Origin of the sequence: Microlunatus parietis, from assembly GCF_013407955.1 — a bacterium.
GTDB classification, from domain to species: Bacteria; Actinomycetota; Actinomycetes; order Propionibacteriales; family Propionibacteriaceae; genus Microlunatus; species Microlunatus parietis.
In genome coordinates this window covers 7,028,543-7,045,538 of sequence record NZ_JACCBU010000001.1, presented here as the reverse complement: position 1 = coordinate 7,045,538, position 16,996 = coordinate 7,028,543, and the positions used below count along the sequence as shown (strand labels likewise).

Here is a 16,996-nt window from a genome sequence, read left to right as displayed (position 1 = left end):
GAGCAGGAACCAGTGGCCGCAGCTGCTCGAGAGGAGCAGGCGGCGGGGACAACTTCTGCGCGGCGGCCCGGCGGACGTCAAAGACGTCAGCGCTGCCAGCCTAGGCCGGACCCCAGGGACGGCGCACCGGATTATTCCTACTCGACCAGCGAGCACTGTGGAACATCGAGGGCACCAGACGCGGTGTCCAGGATTGAGGCGGAGCCTACGATCGCGCAGCGGCGAGCTTGCTGCGTAGCCGGAACAGCTCCTTGCGGGCGGCCTTGGCAACCCCCTTGTCCGGGTGCCGCTCCCCGACCAGGGCCAACATCGACTCCGAGGAGGGGCAGGGGAAGCGGGCGGCGACCTTGATCAACTCGTAGGCCCGATTCGCTCCCGCGTTGATCAAGCCCTTCATCGCCTCGGCCCCGGTGACGGCGATCATGGTCACCAGAAGTTGATCACGCAGGTCGACGGTCATCCGGCCGGCCTCGGCGGGATCGAGCTGCACCAGGACCGTGAGTGCCGCGGCTGCGGACGGATCCTGGGGTGTTCCACGGTCGGCGATCCGGCGCAGCACGGTCAGGTACGGCGGCCGCAGGTGCTCCGGCACCGTCGTGTCCAGCATCATGATCGCGGTCGGCACTGCGGCCAGCGCGTCGGCGACCTCGGCGGAGTCCAGGGCTCGATCCGGAAGGGCGCCGAGCCAGGCGTCCACCAGGGTCCACCAGTCCGCCGGCTGCTTGGCCTCCTTGTTGATCATCGCCACGAGGGTGTCGAACGTCGAGGATCCCAGGTCGGACGCCGTCTCGACCTCGATCCCCTGGCGCCGCAGCTCGTCGATCAGCGCGACGACGCCGAGCGGGGTGATCGTGATCTTGGCGCTGACGACAATTTCGGTGTCGAACTTGGTTCGTTCGGTGACCACCTCGGACTGCTCGATCATCCCCGCACGTTCCACCATTTGGAGAGCGCGGGACACGGACCAGGAGTCGAACATGGGGTCGTCCAGTTCGCCCTGCGACGCCGCCAGCTCGCGGAATTGCGCGACGAGCTCGGCGAAATCGAGCGGACCGGGCCCGGTCAGCAACGGGCTGAGCAGCATCGGTATCGCCGCGTCCACCAGGTCCGGGTGCGCGGTGAGGCTCCGAGTCAGGTACGAACCCGCGGGCCCATACGACAGCAGCACCTCGGCGGCCTTCCTCGCCTCGGCGGACGGATCGTCGCGGACCCGTTTATGCCAGGCCTTGACCGGAACCAACCGTCCCCGCACCTCCCGGATCGCCCCGGTCTCCATGGCCCACCAGTGCCAGTGATCAAGTTCCGGTAGATCACGCGCCGAACGCTTGCGGTACGTCTGGTCGCCGTACGTCATCTCGAGCTGATCGCCGGTGCCGAGGCGTTCCACCAGCTCCCGGGCGTCGGCGAGCTTCAGGGCTCCGGTCTTGGTGAGCGTCTTCCCGTCCGGCCCCAGGTAGTCGGCGAACGCCCGGAATCCCTGCAGCACCGGAGCCTTCTCGGCGCTGGCCCGCACCGCCTCGTCGCTCGGCTCGACGACCGGTCCGATCACGACCGGCTGGCGATCGAAGCCCGGCCGTTCCCCGCCGGTGATCGCGACGCGTTGATCTTGCGGCAGCTGGTTGAACTGGTCGATGAGGCGTTGCAGTTCCTCCGGATCCAGCTGGGTCGGATCGCTCACGCCCATGCTCGCGAAGATGCTCTTGGCCATGCCGAAGTTCGCCGGGTTGTCCATCTCCTCGACGAACGCCGCGGCCAGCCGCCGGGCGTGGTCGGCGAGCCGGGCCCGCGAATCGCCCGACCGCAGGATCCCTTCCTCGGCAAGGAAGTCGACGCCCGCGGCGATGTTGTACGGGAGCTCGGCGACCCCGGCCCCGGCTGCCGACAGCTTGGACGGGCACCACTCGAGCAGGAACTCCTCGAGCTCGTCCCGGGTCAACCGGTCCAGTCGCCGGTCACCGTAGGACCACTTCCAGTCCAGCAGCAGCCCCAGCTGAGCTGTCGCGTCCGAGCCCTCCGCAAGGATCTCGTGGCCGAAGGCGAGACAGACCTCCTCGCGGAAGCTCTGAAACTCGTCGTCGGTGGTGGGGAGGGCACTGGCACTGGCCATACCGCGAACCTACCGGCCGGAGCCGCCGCGCCGCGACCGCAGGTAGTCGGCCACGACATACTCTCCGAGTCGATCCGTGTCGGGCGTGAACACCCGCCCGCCGCAACGGCGGGCGATGGCGTCGACGAAGCGGGCCAGGCCGGGATCGTCGCCGAGCATGAACGTGTTGATCACCGCGCCGTAGCGGGCCAGCTCATCGACCTCCGCGACGGTCGCGCGGACGGTCTGCGCGGTGGTCGGGTAATGGAAGACGGCGTCGCCGCCGCCGGTCAGGTGGGCGGTCGGCTCGCCGTCGGTGATCACCAGCACCACCGGCTCGGCTTCCGGGTGCCGCCGCACGTGCCGGCCGGCGAGCATCAGGGCATGCTGCAGGTTGGTGCCCTGGATCCACTCCGGTTCGATCTCGGCCAGCTCGACGCCGGACAATTGGCGGGCGAGCCGGTTGAAGCCGATCACCTGCAGCGCGTCCTGCCGGAACCGGGTCTCGATCAGCTGGGTCAGCGCCAGCGCGGTCTGCTTCATCGGCGCCCAGCGCCCGTCCTGCAGCATCGAGAACGACAGGTCGACACACAGCGCGACCGCCGCCGCGGTGCGACGCTCGGTCTCCGCCACCTCGAAGTCGGCCACGTCCAGCCGCAGCGCCCGGCCCGGGATCCGTTCCACCGAAGAGGTCCGGCGGTACGCGTTCCCGACCGTCCGCGGTACGTCGATCGGCAGCTCGTCGCCGAACACCCAGGGCCGGGTCGAGCCGACCAGCTCGTCGGCCGAACCGGTCCGGTGATCATCATGATCACCGAGCCCGGACGCCGCCAGCTGCTGGAACACCCGGCGCAGCGCCGTCTGCCCCATCCGCCGCACCGCCCGCGGCGTCAGCCGCAAACCGTCCGTATCGCGGCGCAGGAAGCCCTGCCGCTCAAGTTCCCGTTCAAGATCACGAAGCGCCTCGAGATCGGTCACGGCGTCTCGGCCCAGGTGCCGTTCCAGCGCGTCGACGTCAATGTCGTCCAACGTCGCGCCGGGATAGGACTGGGACAGCTGGGCGCCGAGATCCTCCAGCTCGGCCAGCTCGGCGACGGCCTGCACCGCCTCGGAATACCCGAGCGATTCACCGCCCGGCCGCATGCCGACCCGCGACTCACGATCCAACCCCGGCCGCAAGGCGCGCAGGTTGTCGGACAGCTGGGCCATCTCCGAGGCCAGGTCCGCGTCGGCCAGCGCCTGGTTGATCAACTGACCGAGTTGATCACGCTGCTCCGGGCTGAGCGAATTCAGCATCCGTTGCGCCGCGGCCTGGCGCCGGGCCAGCGCGTCGATCAACTCTTCGACGTTCTGCGGGTTCTCCGGGAAGAACTGGCCGTGCTTGGCCATGAACTCGCGGAACTGCTCGGTGGTGTCCTCGGACCGGGCGTGCGCGGCGAGCAGCGCGTTCAGGTCGGCCAGCATGTCCTTCACGGCTGCCATCGCCGCCGGGTCGGGCGATTCCATCGCCTGCTTCAGCCCGGCGAACTGGGCGTCCAGCACCTCGCGCCGCAACTGCCGGGCGATCGAGTCGAAGATCTCCTTGGCCTCCGGCGAGGTCCACTGGTAGTCGGCCAGGGCCCGGATCGCGCCGGCCGCGTTGTCGGGCAGCGTGGCGAGTTCCATCTCGGCCAGCCGCGCGTCCGGGCTGTCCGACCTGGCCAGCGCGTCCCGCTCGGTGGCGAGCGCCTGGTCCAGCGCTGCCCGTACCTGATCGAGGGTGCCGCCGAGATCGCCGCGCCGGCGGGCCAGTTCCCGGAGCCGGCGCAGCCGTTCGGACAGCCGGTCCAGGCCGCCCTGCCCGTCCAGCCCCTGCCGGAGCAGGTCCCGCAGCGCCTCCTCGATGCTGGACGACGCCAGCACGTCCTCGCCGATCCGGTCCATCGCCGCGCGGACGTCGAACGGCGGCGCGAGCGGATCGGGCCCACCGCGCCACGGCCCGTACCGGAAGCGGCTCATTCCGGATTCTCCCGGTCGGCGGAGCCGTAGACGGTCCGGCCGTCGATGGTGTCCTTGTCGATCCGCCGGGTCAGGTGCAGGCCCTCGAGCACGAACTCGACGGCGTCGGCGGCCTGGCTGCGGCTGGCGCCGTCGTGGTAGCCGAGCCGGTCCAGCACCCGGGCCAGCCCGGGCACCGGGCCGACCTGACCGAGCAGACCCTCGGCCGTGGTGCCGTCGCCGGTCTCGACCAGCCCGCCCTCGGCGAACACCGAGGTGAAGCCGGTCAGGTCCTCACCGGCCAGCCGTTCCCGGAACGTCACCGCCACCGCGAGCCGCAGCAGATGATCAAGGAGCGCCCGCTCCCGACCCTCCTCCCCCAGCTCGAATTCGATCTTGCCCAGCAGCGTCGGCAGCACCGGACCAAGATCACCGACCCGGGCCACGGCCGGATCCTCGCCGAGCCGGGCCGACCGTCGCAGGGCCGCCGCGGCCACCGATTCCGCTGCCGCGATGGCGAACCGGGCCGATACGCCCGACCGTTGGTCGATCGAGGAGGACTCGCGCAGGTTCGCGGTGAACCGGGCGATCACCTCCAGCAGATGATCACCGACGTCGGCGACCAGCCGGGCCTCCTGCCGCAGCAGGCCGATCTCGTCGGACACCTCGGTCAGATAGTGGGTACGGATCTCGGCACCGAACCGGTCCTTCAGCGGCGTGATGATCCGGCCGCGGTTGGTGTAGTCCTCCGGGTTCGCGGTCGCGATCAGGAACAGGTCCAGCGGCAGCCGCAGCGAGTAGCCGCGCACCTGGATGTCCCGCTCCTCCAGCACGTTGAACAGCGCCACCTGGATCCGCTCGGCCAGGTCGGGCAGCTCGTTGAGGCCGAAGATGCCCCGGTTGCCGCGCGGCACCAGGCCGTAGTGCACGGTCTCCGGATCGCCCAGGGTGCGGCCCTCGGCGACCTTCACCGGGTCGACGTCGCCGATCAGGTCGCCGACCGAGGTGTCGGGGGTGGCCAGCTTCTCGGCGTACCGTTCGTCCCGGTGCCGCCAGCCGACCGGCAGGTCGTCGCCTCGTTCGGCGGCCAGACTGCGGCACCGTACGCACACCGGAGCCAGCGGATCGTCATTGATCTCGCACCCGGCGATCACCGGGACCCACTCGTCCAGCAGGCCGGCAACGGTCCGCATCAGCCGGGTCTTGCCCTGGCCCCGCTCGCCGAGCAGGACCAGGTCGTGGCCGGCCAACAGGGCCGTCTCCAGGTCGGGCAACACGGTGTCGCCGAAGCCGACGATGCCCGGGAACGCCTCCTCGCCGGACCGGAGCCGGCGCAGCAGGTTGGCCCGAAGTTCCTCCTTGACCGTTCGGGACTGATAGCCGGAAGCCCGGAGCTCGCCGAGGTTGGTCGGCCGGGCATGATCATTCAGGCTCATGGATTCGACCCTACGACTGCCCGGCAAGCGCATACTCAGATCATGAGCCGACTTCTCACCTTCGCCGGCGGTGTGGCCGGGCTGGTGCTCCTCTGTTCCGCATGTGCGCAGCTCACCGGCCCTGGTCAACCTGCCCTACCGCCGCCGACCGGGTCGACCGGCCTGGTGACCACCCGGCATCCGGTCACCGTGATCGACGACGGCTCCGGACCCGAACTGTGCCTGGGCGGAGTGGCGGAGTCGTTGCCGCCGCAGTGCAGTGGGCCGAAGGTGGCCGGCTGGACATGGGCCGGGAAGTTCGAGGAATCCGATGGGGTCCGCTGGGGCGACTACATCGTGACCGGCCGCTACGACCCGGAAGCGGACGTGCTCACCGCGACCGAGGTCCGCTCCGGCGAGGGCTATGTCTGGCCGGACTCCGAGGAGGAGACCTGGACCTCCGCCTGCCCCGAACCCGCCGGCGGCTGGCGGGTGACCGACACCTCCAAGGTCTCGGAGGAGGACCTGGACGCGGCTCTGAACCTTGCCGCATCCTTCCCGGACTACTCGACCGCCTGGGCGGACCAGAGCCCGAACCCTGCTTCCCGCAGGAGCCTGTCTCCAGGGGAGCAGGAGCGCTGGTTCAACGACCCGCTCTACACCGTGCTCAACATCGCGGTCACCGGTGACGTCGCTGCGGCCGAGGCCAAGCTCCGCACGGTGTGGAGCGGCATGCTCTGCGTCTCCCGCGGCCAGCGGACGGAGGCCGAGCTGATGGCGCTCCAGGAACGACTACCCAGCGAGGTCGAGGGACTCGCGAACAGCTCCGCCGATCCCCGGGCCGGAGTCGTCAAGGTCCAGGTGCTCTACGACGACGGTGCGATCCAGCGCGCCCTGGACGAGAAGTTCGGCGCCGGCCTGATCGTGGTGACGTCGATGCTGGAGCCGGTCTGATCGATCGGTTTCAGTGGGACAGCCAGGTACGGTGCGATGCCCGAGATGATCACCGACTGAACCTGCGCCGCCGCCGGCGCCTCAGGATGTCCGGGTCCTGCTCGGCCAGCAGTGGCACAGTCAGCACGGGCCACCGATCCCGATCACACGGCCGCGGCGATGATCAGGGATGAACAGTGGGTGAAGTTGCTGCGGTGGCGGGAATCCTCTCGTTCGTCCGCAACGCCGCTGTGGGAAGCGGTGAGGACATTCAGTTCAACAGAACGCTGAGTGGAAGCTCGGCCGACAACTTTATCTACACCCGGCCAAGCGGCGGACTACGGGAGATCACCTCGTGGGCAAACCCCGTCGTCGGCGCGACCGTGTGCAATTACGGTGAGGGAAGCCGCACCAACGCCCAGTGCGCCATCGTCAGGAACACGAACGGCATGATCACAGACCGCGACGACGGAACGGTCTACACACAACTGCGGGTCGTCGACCGTGCAATCACGGAGGGCGGCGACAGCGGTGGCCCCTGGTTCATCAACAATGCCGCCCGCGGAGTGCATAGTGGACTGTGGGACGGACGCAGCGCATTCGAGATCGCCCAGGCCGTCTCCAGTGTGGGCGTCTCGATCAAGACCAACTGAGATCGGAGGGGGTGACTGCGTTGACCATTCGGCTCCTTATCAGCGTTGCAGCCTGCACGATGCTGCTCACGTCCTGTACCGGTGGGGGCGCCCCGGCAGCGACGCCCATCGGCTCACAGCATGGCCCCCGACTTCTTGTGGCGACAGAGAAGGACGACGGAGTACTCCAAGCATCAGTATCCGGCGTTCTCGCTGTGGACGCTGCAGGGTGCGTAACTGTGGACGGCATACCCCTGATCGCGCCGTTCGGCTCGCGGCTGGATACTGACGGGACGATCCATCTCGAAGGGATCGGCAGCTACGCACTGGGGGACGAGTTGCCGAGAACAGCGAGCAGTTTCGTCAACGCGTCTGAGGTCAAACCTGAATTTCAAGGATGTACCGGACAGCAGCTGGTTAGCCTGTACGCCACGTGATGGCGCCACCGAGACTCCAATGGGCCGGCACCGGGCACCGCGCCGTCAGTGGGCGAACGCGAGGTACGGCGCGAGGCCCAGCATCATGATCACCAGGGCGTAGCGGAGCACCTTGGTCGGCAGGGCGTGCGCGATCCGCCAGCCGATCAGGACTCCGATGAGTTCCGGGATCCCAACGATCCCCGCGAGTCGCCAGTCGACGGCTCCCTGGGCCAAGTAGCCGATCGTCCCGACGCCGGAGATGATCACCGACTGGACCTGCGCCGCGGCCAGTGCCTCCAGGATGTCGGTCCCGGCGGCGACCAGCAGCGGCACCGTCAGCATCGGGCCGCCGATCCCGATCACGCCCGCCGCGACTCCCACCAGGAGACCGATGGCGGCGACCAGCGGGACCGGCGGATGCCGTACGCCGAAAGGGTTCCGGCGCAGCTGGCGGACCAGGACGAGGACGGCCGCGGCGATGATCAGGACGGCCAGCACGACGCCGAACCAGCGCGGCGACAAGGCGGAGTTGATCATGATCCCGGCGGGCGTACCCAGCAGTGCGGCGCCGGCCAGCCAGCCCGCGGTGCGCCTGGTCGCCGGCCGCTGCAACTGCCCGGACCGGTGGTAGGCGGCGGTCCCGACCAGGCCGGTGGCGACGTGGGTCACGATGGCCGTGCCGGCGACCGCGCTCGGGGACAGGTCGGTCAGGGCGAACAGGCCGATCGTCGGCAGCACCCCGCCCGGCCCGACGGCGGTGATGCCGATGCCGCCGGCGATCCCGATCAGGCCGAGCAGGACGGCCACCGGAACGGAGATGTCGATCATCGCGTGCCGCGGTGCAGGTTGGCGTGCAGGGACAGCCGGTCGGCCCGGACCCGCAGGACCTCGTCGTCGATCGGCCGGCCGTCGGCGAGCCGGGTCAGCCGCTCGATGGTGAAGATCGCGTCCCCCGGTTCGATCCGCAGGGCCTGCGCGGCGGCCGGCGTCGCGTTCGTGGCGTGCACGGTGACCTCGGCGAGTCCGAGCCGGTGCCCGCCTGCCTCGATCAGGGCGAAGACGTCGGTGCCCTCGAGGTCGGCGTCCAGCAACGGCCGGCCGACGTCGACCGGGAGGTAGCTCAGGTCGAGCGACAGCGGCTCGTCGTTGATCAGGCGCAGCCGTTCCAGCCGGACGACCGGGTCGCCCGGCCCGAGGCCGAGCCGGTCCGCCCCGGGATCCGGATGTTCGTCGAGCTCCTCGGCGCGCAGCACCTCGTTGCGGACGGCACCACGGTCGGCCAACGCCTCGGCCAGGCCGGCCAGCCGGTCCAGGCCGTGGCCGAACTTCGCCGCCAGCACCCGGGTGCCGGCGCCCCGGCGCCGCTCGATCAGGCCCTCGGCGCGGAGCAGGTCGAGCGCTTCCCGGACCGCGTTGCGGGAGGCCCCGAACTCGGCGGTCAGCGAGGGCTCGTCCAGGCGGTCACCGGGCGGCACGGCCCCGGACAGGATGCGCCCGCGCAGCTCAGCGGCCAGCCGGTCGGCACGGTCCCGGCGCGGCTGCGCGGAGGTCTGGTCGGCGGGGATCCGCCGCGGTCGGGAAGTCACAGAAGCCACCCTAGCCAAGTTTCGCCAGAGTTACGCCACCCCCGTCCGCAGGCTAGGCTGAGCACTCCTGAAACATTTCAACCCCTGGAGGGCCGCGCTCGTGGACTGGACCGGGTCGACGCCGATCTGGGCGTACGGAAATCCCGACTGGTGTTTCCTCCGGTACGAGTTCGACGCCGGCCCCGGGCCGATCGCGCGGGCGGCGCTGGCGATCACCGCGAGTTCGACCCGGCCCGCCCTGCAGTACGTCTACCGGGCCCACTTCAATGGCACCGTGCTCGGCGTCGGCCCCACCCGGCCGCTCGGCGACGAGTCCCGCTACGACACGTACGACCTGACCGGGCTGCTGTGGCCAGGCCCGAACACGGTGGGAGCGCTGCTCCACACGACGGCCGATCACCGCTGCCAGGCCATGATCATCATCGAGTACGCCGACGGCGCCGTGGCCCGCTTCGGCAGCGGGCCCGACTGGCAGGCGAGCTCGGCCGCCGACGCCTATCAAGAGGCGGGCAGCATCGGGACCGCCGTCTTCGCCGCACCGGTGGAGAACCTGGACGCCCGCCGCTACCCGCACGGCTTCGACTCCCCCGGCTTCGCCGAGCACTGGCCGGCCGCCGCCGTCCGCGAACCGTTCGCCCGGCTCGAGTCCTCACCGGTCCCCCTGGTCGAGCGCCGGACGATGCCGCCGGCCCGCGTCCTGGCCGAGGGGCCCGGCCGGCTGGTGCTCGACTTCGGCCGCACCTGGGCCGGCGGCGCCCTGATCCGCGCCCGGGCGAGCGCCGGCGACACGATCGAACTCCGCTTCGGCGAGGTCCTCGACTCGACCGAGCGCCCGACGGTCAAGTTCGAACTCCACACGGGCAACGTCTACCGCGATGTCTGGACCCTCACCGACGGCGACCAGGAGCTCGAGACCTGGGGCCTGCGGGTGTTCCGCTACCTGGAGGTCCGGACGCTCGCCGGCAACCCCGACCTCGAGGTGCTGGCGGCCGCCTATCGCTCCCCGTACGACACCGAGGCGGCGGCGTTCACGTCGGCCGATCCAGACCTGGACCGCGTCTGGCGGCTCTCGGCGGACACGATCGAGGCGCTGAATCTCAACCTGTACGTGGATTCCTGGACCCGCGAGCGGCTGCCGTACGAGGCGGACGCCTATCTGCAGCAGCGGGCCCACCTGTGCCTGGACCCCGATCCCGCGCTGGCCCGCTACTCGGTCGACTTCACGCTGGAGCACCGGACCTGGCCGACGGAATGGCCCTTGTTCGGGCTGCTCGCCGTCCACGACCTGTGGTGGACCACCGGCGACGACGGCCAGCTCCGGGAGCAGTATCACCGGCTGCCCGACCTGCTGCCGCTGCGCTGGCTCGACCCCGGCACCGGCCTGGTCCGCAAGCCCAGCGACGGCGGCGCCGCGGGTGACCTGGACCGCGGCGGGTTCGACCGGGACCTGGTCGACTGGCCGCCGGGCGAGCGGGACGGGTACGAGTTCGGCGAGGTCAACACGGTGATCAACGCGCTCGCGTACCGCTGCTTCCGGGCTGCCGCCGACCTGGCCCGAGCTGTCGGCGAGCCCACCGACGCCGAGCACTACGCCGCGACCGCCGACCGGCTGCGCGACGCGATCCAACGGCACCTGTTCGATCCCGACCGGCAGGCCTACGCCGACGGGCTCGACCCGGCCGGCCGCCGGCTGGGCCACCACGCGATCCACGCCCAGCTGTTCCCGCTCTGGGCCGGCGCCGTCCCGGCGGACCGCGTGGACGGCGTGGTGCAGGACCTGGCCGGGCGCGGCATGGCGTGCAGCGTCTACGCCGCGGCGTTCCTGCTCGAGGGTTTGTTCGAGCACGCGGCCGGCGACGTCGCGCTGCCGCTGATCACCGCGCCCGGGAACCGCAGCTGGCGGCACATGCTCGACGTCGGCGCGGGCGCGACGATGGAGGCCTGGGACGCCGCGTTCAAACCGAACCTCAGCCATTCCCATCCGTGGGCCGCGTCGCCGGCGTTCCTGCTGCCGCAGGGCCTGTTCGGGTTGCGGCCGCTGGAGCCGGGCTACCGGTCGTTCGCGATCCGGCCGCAGCCGGGGCCGCTCGACCAAGCGGAGGTACGGCTGCCGGTGCCGGCCGGGACGATCGCGGTGCGGGCCCGTCGCGACGGCGACCGGCAGGACTATCTGATCCGGGTGCCGCCGGGCAGCACCGGCCGCCTCGCGCTGCCGGCCGGGTCGGCGCCCGAGATCGAGCTCGACGGCGCTACCGTACGGCTGCGTCCGGACGGCCGCTGGCTCACCGCGGAGGTCCCGCTGGGCCCGGGTGACCACCTGGTCCGGACAAGTCCGTACCTCAGGTAGACGTCGAACTTTTCCGGACACTCCGGCCGAAAGTGCGCGCTCCGGTTGCGCCTACCACGACCCCACCAGGCCGCGGAGTAGGTTAACCAGGAACGAACACCACGGGGAGGATCGGCTGAGGCGATGCGCACGGCGCGGCTGGTGGGACTGAGTCAGGACGGTCAGTCCCTCATCATCGCGACCGACGGTGGAGAGGAGCTGGCGCTTCCGGTCGACGACGGATTGCGAGCGGCGATGCGTGGTGACCGCCCCCGACTCGGACAACTGGAGATCGAGATGGAGAGCGTACTGAGCCCACGCGATATTCAGGCACGGATCCGGTCCGGGGCGACCCTGGAGGAGGTCGCCCGGGTTTCCGGAATGCCGGCCGACCGGGTCGAGCGATTCGCCGGCCCGGTCCTGCTGGAGCGCGAGCACATGGCCGGTCAGGCCATGGCGTCGTCGGTACGGAGGCGGGGTGAGACCTCGGGCCACCGCAACCTCCGGCTGGCCGTGACGGAACGGCTGGCCGACCGCGGCATCGACCCGGACACGGTCGCCTGGGACGCCCGCCGCCTGGACGACGGCCGCTGGGCGGTGACCGCCGAATACAAGTCGGGCGAGTCCGTCCGCACCGCCGAGTTCCACTTCGACCCGCGCGGCCGCTATTCGCTGGCCGGCAACGACGAGGCCCGCTGGGTGCTCGGCGAGGCCACCCCGGCCAAGGGTCCGCAGCCCGGCCGACGGCGCCCGCAGCGCCCGGAACAGCACCTGCGCGCTGTTCGCAGTGAGTCCGGCCGCAGCGAGTCCACCCGCCCTGGGCCGGCCCGGGAGCCGTCGTTCCACGACAGCTTCGACGAGGCGGCCGAGCCGACCCTCGACCTGAACGACGAACTCGCCCTGGTCCGGGCCGTCCAGGTCGACGAGCCGCGGACCGCGCCGGACCGGGAACCGGACGACGAACCCGGCATCCCGGACGACCACCGCCCGGCGGCGTACGAGGAGGCCGACTACGAGAGTTCGGCCGAGGACGGCGGCATGACCACGCTGTACGGGATGCTCGGCGGCGACGGCTACGCCGAGGACTCGGTCACGGTCTACCCGGGCCTGCGCGACCAGCCCTCCGAGCCGGTCGGCTGGGAACCGGAGATCGTGGTCAACCACCCGCCCGAGCCGCAGCCCGAGGCCGAACCCGAGCCGGAACCGGAGCCCGAGGCGCTGATCCCGGCCCCGGAGCCCGAACCGGCCAAGCCGAAGCGGACCAAGAAGAAGCGGGCCTCGATCCCGAGCTGGGACGAGATCATGTTCGGCGGCCCGCCCCGCAAGGACTGACCGCCGGCCTCACTCCTGGGCGGCCTTCCGGAGTTCCCGGCTGAAGCTCCACCAGCAGATCAGGTGGGTGATCACGCCCAGGCCGAGGCCGATCCCGGACATCAGCAGCGCCCGACCGGGCACCTCGCCCGTCGCCGCCGCCCAGGTGGTGCCGCGCACCTCGACCCGGTCGCCCTCGTTCAGCCAGCCACCGCCCTCGATCCTGCCCTCGCCTCGCCCGGTGCCGAGCGGCCAGCTGCCGTAGCAGGTGGTCTCGGAACTGGTGGTCCCCTCGTTGTTCGTCGAGACGGTGACCTCGCAGCGATCGACCGTCGCCGTGGTCGGGCTGCCGAGCGCGTACGTCAGCAGGCCGGGCAGCACCACGATGCACCAGCCGACGAGCAGGCCGCCCCAGACCACGAACGGCGTGATCCGCAGCGCCGACCGGGCCGTGTCCGCATCCACGGCGGCGACTCTAGCTTCAGAGCCGCCCCGGAGCCCGGTAGCTCCAGCCGGACGCGCGCCAGCGGCCCGGGTCCAGCACGTTGCGGCCGTCGACGATGCGACGGTGCCGGACCAGCCCGGCCAGGTCGGCCGGCCGCAACTCCCGGTACTCGCGCCACTCGGTGAGCAGCAGCACCGCGTCGGCGCCGTCGGCCGCCTCGGTGACGGAGTCGACGACGGTCAGGTCGGCGCTCCGCTTCCGCGCGTTGTCGGCCGCCTGCGGATCGGTGACCCGTACGTGCGCGCCGCGTCGCTGCAGGTCCAAGGCCACGGCGAGCGCCGGCGAGTCCCGGACGTCGTCGCTGTCCGGCTTGAACGAGGCGCCCAGTACCGCGATCCGCGCGCCCACCAGGTCACCGGCGCACACCTCGGCCGTGAGGTCGACGATCCGGTCCCGCCGCCCGAGATTGATCCGGTCCACCTGGTCCAGCAGCCCGGCCACCCGGTCCACCCCCAGCTCGGCGGCCCGCGCCCCGAACGCCCGAATGTCCTTGGGCAGGCAGCCGCCGCCGAAACCGACCCCGGCGTTGAGGAACTGCCGGCCGATCCGGACGTCCCGGCCGATCGCGTCGGCGAGCACGGTGACGTCGGCGCCGGCCGCCTCGCACATCTCGGCCATCGCGTTGATGAACGAGATCTTCGTGGCCAGGAACGAGTTCGCGGCGACCTTGACGAGCTCGGCCGTGGCCAGGTCGGCGCTGATCACCGGGGTGCCGGCCGCGATCACCGGCGCGTAGACCTCGTTCAGGATCGCCACCGCGCGCTCGTCGCCGGTCCCGCTGCCGTAGACCAGGCGGTCCGGCCGGAGTGTGTCGGCCACCGCATGCCCCTCGCGCAGGAACTCCGGGTTCCAGGCGACCGCCGCGCCGGAGCCGGCCGCCGCGAACCGGTCCGCCAGCCGCTCGGCCGTTCCCACCGGCACGGTGGACTTGCCGACCACCAGGTCCCCGTCCCGCAGGTACGGCAGCAGCGCGCCGACGGCCGCGTCGAGGGCCGACAGGTCCGCACCGGGGCGGTCCGGCAGCTGGGGCGTGCCGACGCAGAGGAAGTGCACGCTCGAGCCGGCGACCGCCGCCGGGTCGCCGGTGAACCGGAGCCGGCCGGTGGCCAGCGTCTCGGTCAGCAGCGACTCGAGCCCCGGCTCGTAGAACGACGGCCGTCCGGCGTCCAGGCGGGCGGCCAGTTCCCGGTCGGAGTCGATGCCGACGACCGTATGGCCGAGATGGGCGAGGCAGGTGGCGTGGACTGCGCCGAGGTAGCCGCAGCCGATGACGGAGATCAACATGATCATGAGCCTGGTGGATCGAGTTGATCAACGCCACCTTGATGAAAGCATCCTCATCCGCGACTCATCGCGAGTTAACGAACCATGATCAAAGTATGAACGAGTCGAGTTGAGGAGTTGATCATGCATCCGTTGCGCGTCGCGCTGTATTCCCATGACACGGTCGGGCTGGGCCACACCCGGCGCAATCTGACCATCGCCGCAGCGTTGTCCCGGCGGGACGCCGATCTGCTCATGATCACCGGGAACCCGGAGGCGACCCGGCTGCCGCTGCCGCGCCGGACGGACGTGATCACGATGCCGACGATCGGCAAGGACGCGGCCGGCGACTACCGGTCCCGGGTGCTGTCGCTGTCGTACCCGGACATGATCAACGTCCGCCGGGCCCTGCTCAGCTCGGTGCTCGGCGAGTTCCGGCCGGACCTGCTGATCGTCGACAAGGTGCCGCGCGGCGCCGGCGGCGAGCTGGAGCCGGCTTTGCGCCAGGTCGCCCGCGACGGCGGCCGGGCGGTCCTCGGCCTGCGCGAGGTGCTGGACGATCCAGCCAGCACCGCCGCCCAGTGGCGGGCCGACCGGACGACGCAGGCCATCGACGAGTTCTACGCCGCGGTCTGGGTGTACGGCGACCCGCGGGTCTACGATCCACGGACCGAATACCGGCTGCCCGGCTCGGTGGCGGACAAGCTCGAGTTCACCGGCTACCTGAGCCGAGGCCGGACCAGCGGACTGACCGGCGGCCGTGGCTCGGTCGGCCAACTCGACCCGGCTCGGCCCTACGTCGCCTGCCTGGTCGGCGGCGGCCAGGACGGCGACGCGCTGGCCCTCGCGTTCGCCGAGGCAGCGTTCCCCCAAGATCATCTCGGGGTGGTCGTCTGCGGCCCGTACCTGGCGGCCGAGCGGCGGGCCCGGCTCCGGCAGCTCGCCGGCCGGCGGTCCGACCTGGTCCTGCTCGACGTGGTGCCGGGCGCCGACGCGGTGATCGACCGGGCCGCCGCTGTCGTCTCGATGGCCGGCTACAACACCGTCTGCGAGATCCTGGCCACCGCGACGCCGGCGCTGCTGGTGCCGCGCACCCGGCCCCGGGCCGAACAGCTGATCCGAGCCGAACGGTTCGCCGGCCGCGGGCTGGTCGACCTGCTGCCACCGGACCGGCTCTCCCCCGGCCGGCTGGCCGACTGGCTCGCGTCCGCCGTCGCCGGCTCGGCCCAGGCCACACTGCGGTCCTCGACCTCGGTCCGGCTGGACGGTCTGGCCCGGATCCCGCACCTCGCCGACGCGTTGCTGGGGGTGACCGAGGATGCTGCCTGATTCTCAGCCCCTGCTGCGGGTCGGCTACGTCGTCAAGATGTATCCGCGGTTCTCCGAGACCTTCATCGTCACCGAGCTGCTGGAACTGGAGCGGCTCGGCCTCGACCTCACCGTCTTCTCCTTGCGGCTGCCGAACGACGGGCGGTTCCATCCGGCGCTGGCCGAGGTACGGGCCCCGGTGCACTACCTGCGGCACTCCGGGATCAGGGCCGACGACCTGTGGCAGACCGTCGCCGGCGGCACTGCCCTGCCCGGTTTCACCGAGGCGCTGCCCGACCTGCTCCGGCTCGACGCGGCCGACGCCCACCAGGCGGTCCAGCTCGCCGTCGCGGTACGGGAGCAGCGGATCACCCACCTGCACGCCCACTTCGCCTCGATCTCGGCTGCGGTCGCCCGGGTCGCCGCCAGGCTCGCCGGGATCGGCTACAGCCTGACCGCGCACGCCAAGGACATCTTCCACGCCGACGTCGACCATGATCGACTTCGGGAGCGGCTGGCCGACGCGACCCGGGTGATCACGGTGAGCGACTTCAACCATGATCATCTGCGGCGGACCTTCGGTGCCGCCGCCGACCGGGTGGAGCGGCTCTACAACGGGATCGACCTGCGCCGGTTCCAGTTCACCGACCCGGCCGACCGCGTCCGTGACACTCCGGTGATCGCGGCCGTCGGCCGGCTGGTGGAGAAGAAGGGGTTCGCCGACCTGATCGACGCCGCCGCCCTGCTCCGCGACGCCGGCCGTCGCTTCCGGGTCGATCTCGCCGGGACCGGGCCCCTGGCCGCCGAGCTGCAGGCCCGGATCGACCGGCACCGGCTCGGCGGGGTGGTGCGGCTGCTCGGCGCCCTGCCGCAGTCCGCGGTGGCCCGGCTGGTCGGCGCGGCCGACGTGTTCGCCGCGCCGTGTGTGGTCGGCAGCGACGGCAACCGGGACGGGTTGCCGACCGTCGTCCTGGAGGCGATGGCGCTGGGCACCCCGGTGGTTGCGACCGACGTCACCGGGCTGCCCGAGATCGTCGAGGACGGCCGGACCGGACTGATGATCGAGCAGCACGACCCGGCCGGCCTGGCCGCCGCGCTGGCCCGGCTGCTGGACGCCCCGGAGCTGCGCAGCGGCCTGGCGAAGGCAGCCCGGGACCTGATCGAGATCGAGTTCGACGCCGCGCGCCAGGCCGCCAAGCTCGCCGCCGGCTTCCGTACCTCAGGAAGAGGTTGAT

The 16,996-nt window shown here is 71.3% G+C and carries 14 protein-coding genes; 7 read left to right on the top strand and 7 right to left on the bottom strand.

Going from position 1 to position 16,996, the window contains the following annotated elements:
* Positions 1-205: 205 nt before the first annotated feature.
* The 3 genes from BKA15_RS33785 to BKA15_RS33775 are packed head-to-tail and all read right to left on the bottom strand — an operon-like array spanning position 206 to position 5,499.
* Complete coding sequence (locus BKA15_RS33785) at positions 206-2,107, bottom strand: hypothetical protein (RefSeq protein WP_179757995.1); 1,902 nt, start codon at positions 2,105-2,107, stop codon at positions 206-208.
* A 9-nt stretch (positions 2,108-2,116) separates the two neighbouring features.
* Entirely contained in the window at positions 2,117-4,084 is a 1,968-nt protein-coding gene (locus BKA15_RS33780; RefSeq protein WP_179757994.1) for a vWA domain-containing protein, read from the bottom strand.
* On the bottom strand, positions 4,081-5,499 hold the full coding sequence (locus BKA15_RS33775; protein WP_179757993.1) for a magnesium chelatase ATPase subunit I: 1,419 nt from the start codon (positions 5,497-5,499) through the stop codon (positions 4,081-4,083). The genes BKA15_RS33780 and BKA15_RS33775 overlap by 4 nt, the downstream gene beginning before the upstream one ends.
* A gap of 42 nt (positions 5,500-5,541) precedes the next feature.
* Here BKA15_RS33775 and BKA15_RS33770 point away from each other — a divergent pair, with 42 nt between their 5' ends.
* From BKA15_RS33770 to BKA15_RS33760, 3 genes are all read left to right on the top strand, one after another.
* Positions 5,542-6,432, top strand: coding sequence for a hypothetical protein (locus tag BKA15_RS33770; protein WP_179757992.1), 891 nt, complete (start codon positions 5,542-5,544; stop codon positions 6,430-6,432).
* Positions 6,433-6,608: 176 nt separating this feature from the next.
* Positions 6,609-7,064, top strand: a complete 456-nt coding sequence (locus BKA15_RS33765; RefSeq protein ID WP_179757991.1) for a chymotrypsin family serine protease — start codon at positions 6,609-6,611, stop codon at positions 7,062-7,064.
* Positions 7,065-7,282: 218 nt separating this feature from the next.
* The gene (locus tag BKA15_RS33760; protein WP_179757990.1) at positions 7,283-7,480 is read left to right on the top strand and encodes a hypothetical protein; all 198 of its coding nucleotides are present in this window, start codon (positions 7,283-7,285) and stop codon (positions 7,478-7,480) included.
* 45 nt (positions 7,481-7,525) lie between these two features.
* On the opposite strand, the gene BKA15_RS33755 is transcribed toward BKA15_RS33760, so the two are convergent.
* Both BKA15_RS33755 and BKA15_RS33750 read right to left on the bottom strand, forming a co-directional pair.
* Complete coding sequence (locus BKA15_RS33755; RefSeq protein WP_179757989.1) at positions 7,526-8,290, bottom strand: sulfite exporter TauE/SafE family protein; 765 nt, start codon at positions 8,288-8,290, stop codon at positions 7,526-7,528.
* Entirely contained in the window at positions 8,287-9,048 is a 762-nt protein-coding gene (locus BKA15_RS33750) for a GntR family transcriptional regulator (protein WP_218871688.1), read from the bottom strand. Before BKA15_RS33750 ends, BKA15_RS33755 begins: the two co-directional genes overlap by 4 nt.
* A 100-nt stretch (positions 9,049-9,148) precedes the next feature.
* On the opposite strand from BKA15_RS33750, the gene BKA15_RS33745 reads away from it, so the two are divergent.
* Together BKA15_RS33745 and sepH are read left to right on the top strand one after the other, a co-directional pair.
* The gene (locus BKA15_RS33745) at positions 9,149-11,395 is read left to right on the top strand and encodes a family 78 glycoside hydrolase catalytic domain (protein ID WP_179757987.1); all 2,247 of its coding nucleotides are present in this window, start codon (positions 9,149-9,151) and stop codon (positions 11,393-11,395) included.
* Between the two features lie 123 nt (positions 11,396-11,518).
* Positions 11,519-12,706: a septation protein SepH gene (sepH, locus tag BKA15_RS33740; RefSeq protein WP_179757986.1), complete on the top strand. Its 1,188-nt coding sequence runs from the start codon at positions 11,519-11,521 to the stop codon at positions 12,704-12,706.
* A gap of 9 nt (positions 12,707-12,715) precedes the next feature.
* On the opposite strand, the gene BKA15_RS33735 is transcribed toward sepH, so the two are convergent.
* Together BKA15_RS33735 and BKA15_RS33730 are read right to left on the bottom strand one after the other, a co-directional pair.
* Positions 12,716-13,150 (bottom strand): hypothetical protein, encoded by a 435-nt coding sequence (locus BKA15_RS33735; RefSeq protein ID WP_179757985.1) that lies wholly within the window; start codon positions 13,148-13,150, stop codon positions 12,716-12,718.
* A gap of 16 nt (positions 13,151-13,166) precedes the next feature.
* Complete coding sequence (locus BKA15_RS33730) at positions 13,167-14,474, bottom strand: UDP-glucose dehydrogenase family protein (RefSeq protein ID WP_179757984.1); 1,308 nt, start codon at positions 14,472-14,474, stop codon at positions 13,167-13,169.
* Between the two features lie 123 nt (positions 14,475-14,597).
* On the opposite strand from BKA15_RS33730, the gene BKA15_RS33725 reads away from it, so the two are divergent.
* Together BKA15_RS33725 and BKA15_RS33720 are read left to right on the top strand one after the other, a co-directional pair.
* Positions 14,598-15,782 carry a glycosyltransferase family protein gene (locus tag BKA15_RS33725; RefSeq protein WP_179757983.1) on the top strand — a complete coding sequence of 395 codons (1,185 nt, stop codon included), beginning with the start codon at positions 14,598-14,600 and terminating at the stop codon, positions 15,780-15,782.
* Complete coding sequence (locus BKA15_RS33720; RefSeq protein WP_179757982.1) at positions 15,772-16,995, top strand: glycosyltransferase family 4 protein; 1,224 nt, start codon at positions 15,772-15,774, stop codon at positions 16,993-16,995. The genes BKA15_RS33725 and BKA15_RS33720 overlap by 11 nt, the downstream gene beginning before the upstream one ends.
* Position 16,996 lies beyond the last annotated feature (1 nt).